Below are 6472 nucleotides of genomic sequence, written 5' to 3'. Positions count from 1 at the left end.
GTTCCGGTGAGCCCGCCGGCGCCGCCCGGGACGGCCCCCGCCGCCACACGGCCGCCGGGCGCGGGCGCCGTGACCGCCCCGGCCGGACGGGGCGTCCGGGGCAGGAAGGCGGCGAGCACGAGACCGATCGCGATCGCGCCGGTCGCGATGACGAAGGAGAGCCGGAAGCCGGTCATGTCCGGGACGGCCGTCCCGTCGAACTCGGTCGTGTTGCGGGCCAGGACGGTGCCGAGGACGGCGCTGGACACCGACGTGCCGATCGAGCGCATCAGCGTGTTCAGGCCGTTGGCGGCGCCGGTCTCCGACACGTCCACCGCACCCATGATCAGCATGGGCAGCGCCGAGTAGGCCAGCCCGATCCCCGCTCCGATCAGGGTCGTCACGAGGGCCACCTGCCACACCGCGCCCATCAGCCCCTGCGCGGCGCCGTAGGTCCCGCCGATCACCAGCAGGCCGAGGATCAGCGAGGTCTTCGCGCCGCGCGCCGCCGAGATCCGCGCCGACAGCGGGGAGACGACCATCATCGCCACGCCCATCGGGGCGACCGCGAGGCCGGCGACGACGATGCTCTGCCCGAGCCCGTACCCGGTGGCCTCCGGCAGTTCCAGCAGCTGCGGCAGCACCAGCGACATCGCGTAGAAGGCGACCCCGACGGTGATGGCCGCCAGGTGGGTGAGCAGGACCTGCCGCCGGACGGTGCTGCGCAGGTCGATCAGGGGGTCGCGCACCCGCAGCTCCATGACCCCCCAGAGCACGAGGACGACCAGGCCCGCGGCGAGGAGGCCGAGCGTGGCGGGGCTCGTCCAGCCCCAGTCGCCGCCCTTGGTGATCGGCAGCAGCACGGCCACGAGACCGGCCGTCAGCCCGAGGGCCCCGGCGAAGTCGAACCGGCCCCGCGCGCGCACCGCCGACTCCGGGACGGCGGCCAGCACCAGCACGAACACGAGCGCGCCGAGCGCGGCGGAGCCGTAGAAGAGGACGTGCCAGCTGAAGTGCTGGGCGACGTAGGCCGACAGCGGCAGGCCGAGCGCGCCGCCGACGCCGAGCGAGGAGCTCATCAGGGCCAGCGCGGAGCCGAGCCGCTCGCGGGGCAGCGCGTCGCGCATCAGGCTGATCCCGAGCGGGATCGCGCCCATCGAGAAGCCCTGGACGGCGCGGCCCGCGACCACGATCATCAGCTGCGAGGTCACGGCGGCCATGAGCGACCCGAGCACGACCGCGACGATGCTCACCAGGATCATCCGGCGCTTGCCGTACAGGTCGCCGAGCCGGCCCATGATCGGGGTGGCGACCGCGCCGGACAGCAGCGTGGCGGTCATCGCCCAGGTCGCGTCGGCCATCGAGGCGTGCAGCAGCTCGGGGAGCCGCCCGATCATCGGGATCAGCAGGGTCTGCTGCAGCGCGACGACGATGCCGGTGAACGCCAGCACCGCGATCAGCGTCCGGGCGCCTCCGCGCGGGGGGCCGGCGCCCTTCTCGGCGGTACCGGAAGCCGCCGGGGTCGAGGCCGGTCGCGTGGGCGGGGCGATATCGGGCTGGGCGGACACGGTGGTGACCCTCCGGGGGACGGGGCGGGGGCGGGGGGCGTACCCGCTCCGGTCCGGCCGCGGGCTCTCATACGATCAAGGACTCTAAGCCCCGATTCATTCCCGAGATGACCGCCGCGCCCGGCGTGTCGGCGGTCACCGTGGCCCGCGGCGCCGTCCCGGACGGTCACGGGCACGCCGGAGCCGTGCAGAGGACGCTCGCCAGCATCCGGGTGAGCAGGCCCGTCACGCTCTCCAGGGGCGGCCTCGGGTCGGCCGTGCACCACTCGTGCAGGAGCGCGTTCGCGGCGCCGGCGAAACCGACGGCGGCGAGGTGGGCGTCCCGGGGGGCCGGCCGGCGCGCCCCCGCGGTCTCGCCCACCGCCGCCAGCAGCGCCGCCCATCGGCGGCTCCACTCCCGCCGGTGCTCCTGCACGGCCGGGCCCGCTCCGGCGCACTCGACGCAGGCGATCCGGGCGCGCCGGGGGTCGGTGACGGTCACGGTGACGTAGGCCCGCACGACGCGCCGGACGCGCTCGGCCGCGGCCGCTCCGGCGGCCTCGTCGAGGGCCGCCGAGACCGCCGCGAAGGCGTGCCCGTTGACCTGCTCGTACAGCGCGGCCAGCACCGCGTCGCGGTTGGCGAACTCCTGGTAGAACTGCCGGGTCGACAGGCCCGCCGCCGCGCACAGCCGCTCGACGGAGGTGGCGGCGTAGCCGAGGGTGCCGAACAGTTCGAGGCCGGCCGACAGCAGCCGCTCGCGGCGCTCGGCGCGGCGCTCGGCTGCGGCCCGCCCGTGGTAGCGGCCCGTGGGACCCGGCAGGGGCGGCGTCCCCACCGGCGTCAGGGGTGGTCCGCGGGCGGCGCCCCCGCCGGCGCCCGCGTCCGCGCGGGGTGCGGCCAGGTGCCGTGCGGGCGTGCCGCGGTCTCCGGCGCGCCGTGCCAGTACTCGTGGAAGCGGGTGCACAGGCCGTCCCCGTCGAACCAGAGGGTGACGCATCCGGCCGCCGTCCGGGGCGTGCCGTCGGACGGGTCGTGCAGCACGCACCACCATTCGAGGGACGCCCTGTGCCCGGCCGCCACGGGGTCGCCGAACCAGATGAGCGGGTCGCGCTGCCGGCCGAGCGTGGCGGCCCAGTGCGCGCGGATCGCGGCCCGGCCGTGGTGCGCCGTCCCGAACGGGCCCTGCCGGTAGCAGGCGTCCGCGGCGAACAGCGCGGCGACGGCCGCGGGGTCGCGAGCCCGCCACCCGGCCTCCAGCCGGTCGATCCAGCCCTGCACGTCCAATGGTCCTCCCGGTGTCAGCGAGTGGTCAGCCCGAGCGCGAGATAGCTCGCGAAGGACAGCAGCAGGTACAGCGGGGGCGCCGCGGGCGGCCAGCGGGTGCGGCCGCGCAGGAACGTCCGGGCGGCGAGGGCGGCCGGCGCGAGCGGGACCACCGCGAGGGCCGTCCACGCCGGCGGCGCCTGCGACGCGCCGAGCACGAGCGCCGCCGACAGGACCGGGACGGTCAGCGCCAGGGCCGTCGTCCCCGCCACGCCGAGCGTGCGGACGTAGGTCCGCTCCCCCGGCCGGGGCCGCCGCGTGATCTTGCGGGCCAGCTCGAGGTGCCCGGCGGCCAGCACGACGGCGGCGACGGCGAGGGCGCCGTACCGGTCGGCGCCGTGCCCGGCGGCGTCCAGGTAGCCCGCGTACAGGTAGAGGTGCAGCAGCACCGGCGCGGGCAGGCTGACCAGCAGGCTCAGCCACAGCCGGTCGGCCGGGGGGCGGCCCCACCGGTGGTGGACGGCGACGACCGCCGCCGCGTACCCGAGCTGGGCGAGCAGCAGGGCGAGCGGCCAGGGGCGGGCGGCGTTGAGCGCGGCCAGGACGGCGGTCCCGGTGGCGTACAGCACGGCCAGGTCGCCGATCCGCACGACACCGGCGGCCAGCGGGCGCCCCGGGGCGAACCGGCGGTCGTAGTCGAGGTCGCGGATGTCGTCGAGCGCCCGCATGAGCAGCAGGTCGATCAGCAGGGACAGCGCGGCGAGGGCCGTTCCCGCGCCGGGCCGCCAGTCTTCGGCGGCCGGGTCGAGGGCGGCGAACAGTCCCGTCACGCCGTACGCCCAGGCGACCGCGAACAGCAGCGACGGGAGCGGCGGGTAGGCGCCGCGCACGAACCGCCCGATCCGGGCGGGACGGCCGCTCACCGGGCCGCCGTCCGCGGGGTCCACGTCACCGGCAGCTCCCAGACGCCGCGCATGAACATGCGGTCCCGCCAGCGGAGGCGGTCCGGGTCGACCGCCAGGTCCAGGTCGTCGAAGCGGCGCAGAAGCGCGGCCAGGGCGACCTGGAGCTCCACCCTGGCGTGCGGGGCGCCGAGGCACATGTGGCGGCCGTGCCCGAACCCGACGTGGGGGTTGGGGGCCCGGTCCGGGCGGAACGCGTCGGCGTCCGGGAAGGCTGCGGGGTCGCGGTTGGCGGCGTCGGTCAGCGGGACGACGACCTGGCCGCGGCCGAGACGCGTCCCGGCGAGCTCGACCGCCGACAGCACGACGTGGGGCTGTCCGCCGGTGCCCGCGAACCAGACCCAGCGCAGGAGCTCCTCGACCGCCGCGGGGATCAGGGACGGGTCGGCGCGGAGCCGCGCGGTCAGCTCGGGCCTCGCGACCAGTTCCAGCACGCAGGAGGCCAGGAACGTGGAGGTGGTCTCCCCGCCCGCCATGAGCAGCCCGAACCCGAAGACGATGATCTCCTCGTCGGCGAGCCGCCGCGGTTCGGGCTCGGTGAGCAGGAAGGTGAGCAGGTCGTCGCCGGGGGTCCCGGCGGCGATCGCGGCACGCCGCCCGGCGACCTGCGCGGCGAAGTAGCCGTGCATGCCCGCGTGCGCGGCGGCGACCTCCTCGGGCGGATACCGCCCGGCCGACATCATCGCGCTCACCCAGGGCAGCAGGGTGCCCACGTCCCCGGACGGGACGCCCAGCATGCCGCAGATGACCTCATAGGGGAACGGCACGGCGAACCGGGCGACCAGGTCCGCGGGCGGACCGTCCGCCTCGATCCGGTCCAGCAGCCGCTCGGCCAGCGCCGCGATGCGCGGCCGTTCCGCCTCGGCGCGGCGCGCGGTGAACCACGCCCGGACGGCCCGGCGCCGCCGGGTGTGCGTCGGCGCGTCGCTGGTGACCAGCGCCAGCGACTCCGGCCGGCGGGCGAACAGGGTGCCGTTGCCCCACGCCTCCCGGCTGAACCGGTCGTCGGCGAGGACGGTCCGGACGTCGGCGTGCCGGGTGACGAGCAGCGCGGGATGCCCGCCCGCCAGGGCGACGGGCACGAGCGGACGCTCGCGGAGGCGCCGCAGGTGCTCCTCGTCCAGCGGGACGCCGGGACGGCCCGGCGGCGGGAACGCCGGGACGTCCGTTACGCCGGCGGGCACGGACTCGTTCATGGGTCTCTCCTCCGATGGGCCGGGCGGCCGGTCACGCGGTCATCTGCGGCAGCAGCGGCGGCGGGGCGTCCCCCGCGGCCCGGTCCCCCGGCCCGTCGTCACGTTCCAGCGCCGACAGCCGCGCCGAGGTCAGCGCGGCGCGCAGGAGCTGGATGCCGCGCGCCGAGCTCGGGTCGATGCCGGACAGCTCCTTGATGCGGTCCAGCCGGTAGTGCAGCGTGCGGCGGTGGATCCACAGCTCCCGCGCGGCCCGCTCGCGGTCGAGGTTGCAGGCCAGCAGGACCTCCAGCGTGCGCCGCAGGTCGGTGCCGGCGTCCAGCGGCGACAGCGTCGCGGCCAGCCGGCGGCGGATCTCCGGCTGGCCGAGGATCGCCAGCTCGACCAGCAGCTCCTCGGCGCGGTAGGGGCGGTCCTCGGCGTCGGGGATCGCCTTGACGATCGACAGCACCCGGCCGGCCTCGGCCAGCGAGTCCGGGATCGCGGCGAGGTCGGCCCGGCCGGTCGCGGCGGCGTGCACGGGCCCGTGCGACCAGGAGGCGAGCGCGGCGGTGAACGCGGCTGCCTGCCCGCCGGCGAGCGCCGGGTCCGCGGCCGGGAAGAGCACCGTGAGGCCGGCGAGGTCGCCGGTGTACAGCACGCCGTCCAGCTGGTCCAGTCGCTCGCGGGCCCGCTCCCAGTGGGTCTCCGCCGTCGCGGCGGCCGCGAGCGGCGGCGCCTCGCACAGCAGGACGAGGTAGGCGGGCGCCAACCGGACCCCGGCCGCCTCGGCGATCGCGCCGGCGGGCGCGCCGTCGATGAGCGCCTCGGCGAGCAGCCTGCGCAGCCGGCGGGACCGCGCGCCCTCGCGGGGCGCCTGCGCGTACCCCAGGACGCACGCCTCCCGGGCCTGCCCGGCCAGCCGCGCGGCGCGCGCGGTCAGCTCGGCCATCTCGGTGAAGCACGCGGCGGGCGCGATCGCCCAGCAGGCCCGGGTCGCCGCGGCGAGCGCGGCGTCCCACGCCTCGGCCAGCACGCGCAGCGGCACCTCCTGCTGCGCCGCCACCGCGCCGAGGTCGCGGAAGCGGCCGAGGTCGTCACCCTGGAGCGGGTCGCCGTCGAGGACGAGGCCGAGCAGCCGCGCGGCGGTCTCCTCCGGGCCGCCGAACATCGGCTCGGCGGTGCGCCGGACCGCCTGGTGGGCGGGATGGCCCCGCAGGGCCTCGCCGACCGCCCCGGCCACCCGCGCGCAGTGCGCCGCGAGGATCTCGGGCAGGCCCGGGGCCGGTGTCATCGCGGCCATCCCTAGGCCACGACCGGCCGGGGCCGGGGCAGCAGACCGGCCGCCTCGTCGACGAGCCCGTGCAGGCCCGGCAGGAAACCGGGGTGGCCGCCGAGTGCGTCGACGCGGCCGTGGGCGTCGCGGACCAGCGGCGCGACCGCCGCCGCGTACTTCTCGGTGACCTCGTCGCCGAGCAGCCACGCGGCCAGCTCGGCCCGCGCGGCGGCCGAGTCGCGGGCCGCGGCGTGCAGGCCGAGCGCCTCC

The 6472-nt window shown here is 77.4% G+C and carries 7 protein-coding genes; all 7 read right to left on the bottom strand.

Features of this window, described 5'->3' with window-relative positions:
* Positions 1-1547: MFS transporter (locus tag E1291_RS37630; protein WP_242614626.1), on the bottom strand; the 1547-nt coding region annotated here is incomplete at its 3' end.
* A 166-nt stretch (positions 1548-1713) separates the two neighbouring features.
* Positions 1714-2364, bottom strand: coding sequence for a TetR/AcrR family transcriptional regulator (locus E1291_RS37625; protein WP_165495484.1), 651 nt, complete (start codon positions 2362-2364; stop codon positions 1714-1716).
* A gap of 5 nt (positions 2365-2369) precedes the next feature.
* Positions 2370-2807 (bottom strand): nuclear transport factor 2 family protein, encoded by a 438-nt coding sequence (locus E1291_RS37620; protein ID WP_207401149.1) that lies wholly within the window; start codon positions 2805-2807, stop codon positions 2370-2372.
* A gap of 20 nt (positions 2808-2827) precedes the next feature.
* On the bottom strand, positions 2828-3739 hold the full coding sequence (locus tag E1291_RS37615; RefSeq protein ID WP_131742816.1) for a UbiA prenyltransferase family protein: 912 nt from the start codon (positions 3737-3739) through the stop codon (positions 2828-2830).
* Positions 3712-4950: a cytochrome P450 gene (locus E1291_RS37610; protein WP_131742815.1), complete on the bottom strand. Its 1239-nt coding sequence runs from the start codon at positions 4948-4950 to the stop codon at positions 3712-3714. The genes E1291_RS37615 and E1291_RS37610 overlap by 28 nt, the downstream gene beginning before the upstream one ends.
* Positions 4951-4981: 31 nt before the next feature.
* A complete protein-coding gene (locus tag E1291_RS37605; RefSeq protein ID WP_131742814.1) occupies positions 4982-6220 on the bottom strand; it encodes a PucR family transcriptional regulator in 1239 nt (412 codons plus the stop codon).
* A gap of 11 nt (positions 6221-6231) precedes the next feature.
* Positions 6232-6472: hypothetical protein (locus E1291_RS42755; protein WP_207401148.1), on the bottom strand; the 241-nt coding region annotated here is incomplete at its 5' end.

The organism is Actinomadura roseirufa (assembly GCF_900659635.1).
In the GTDB taxonomy this organism is placed as follows: Bacteria; Actinomycetota; Actinomycetes; order Streptosporangiales; family Streptosporangiaceae; genus Spirillospora; species Spirillospora roseirufa.
This window is presented reverse-complemented; position numbering and strand designations above follow the sequence as displayed.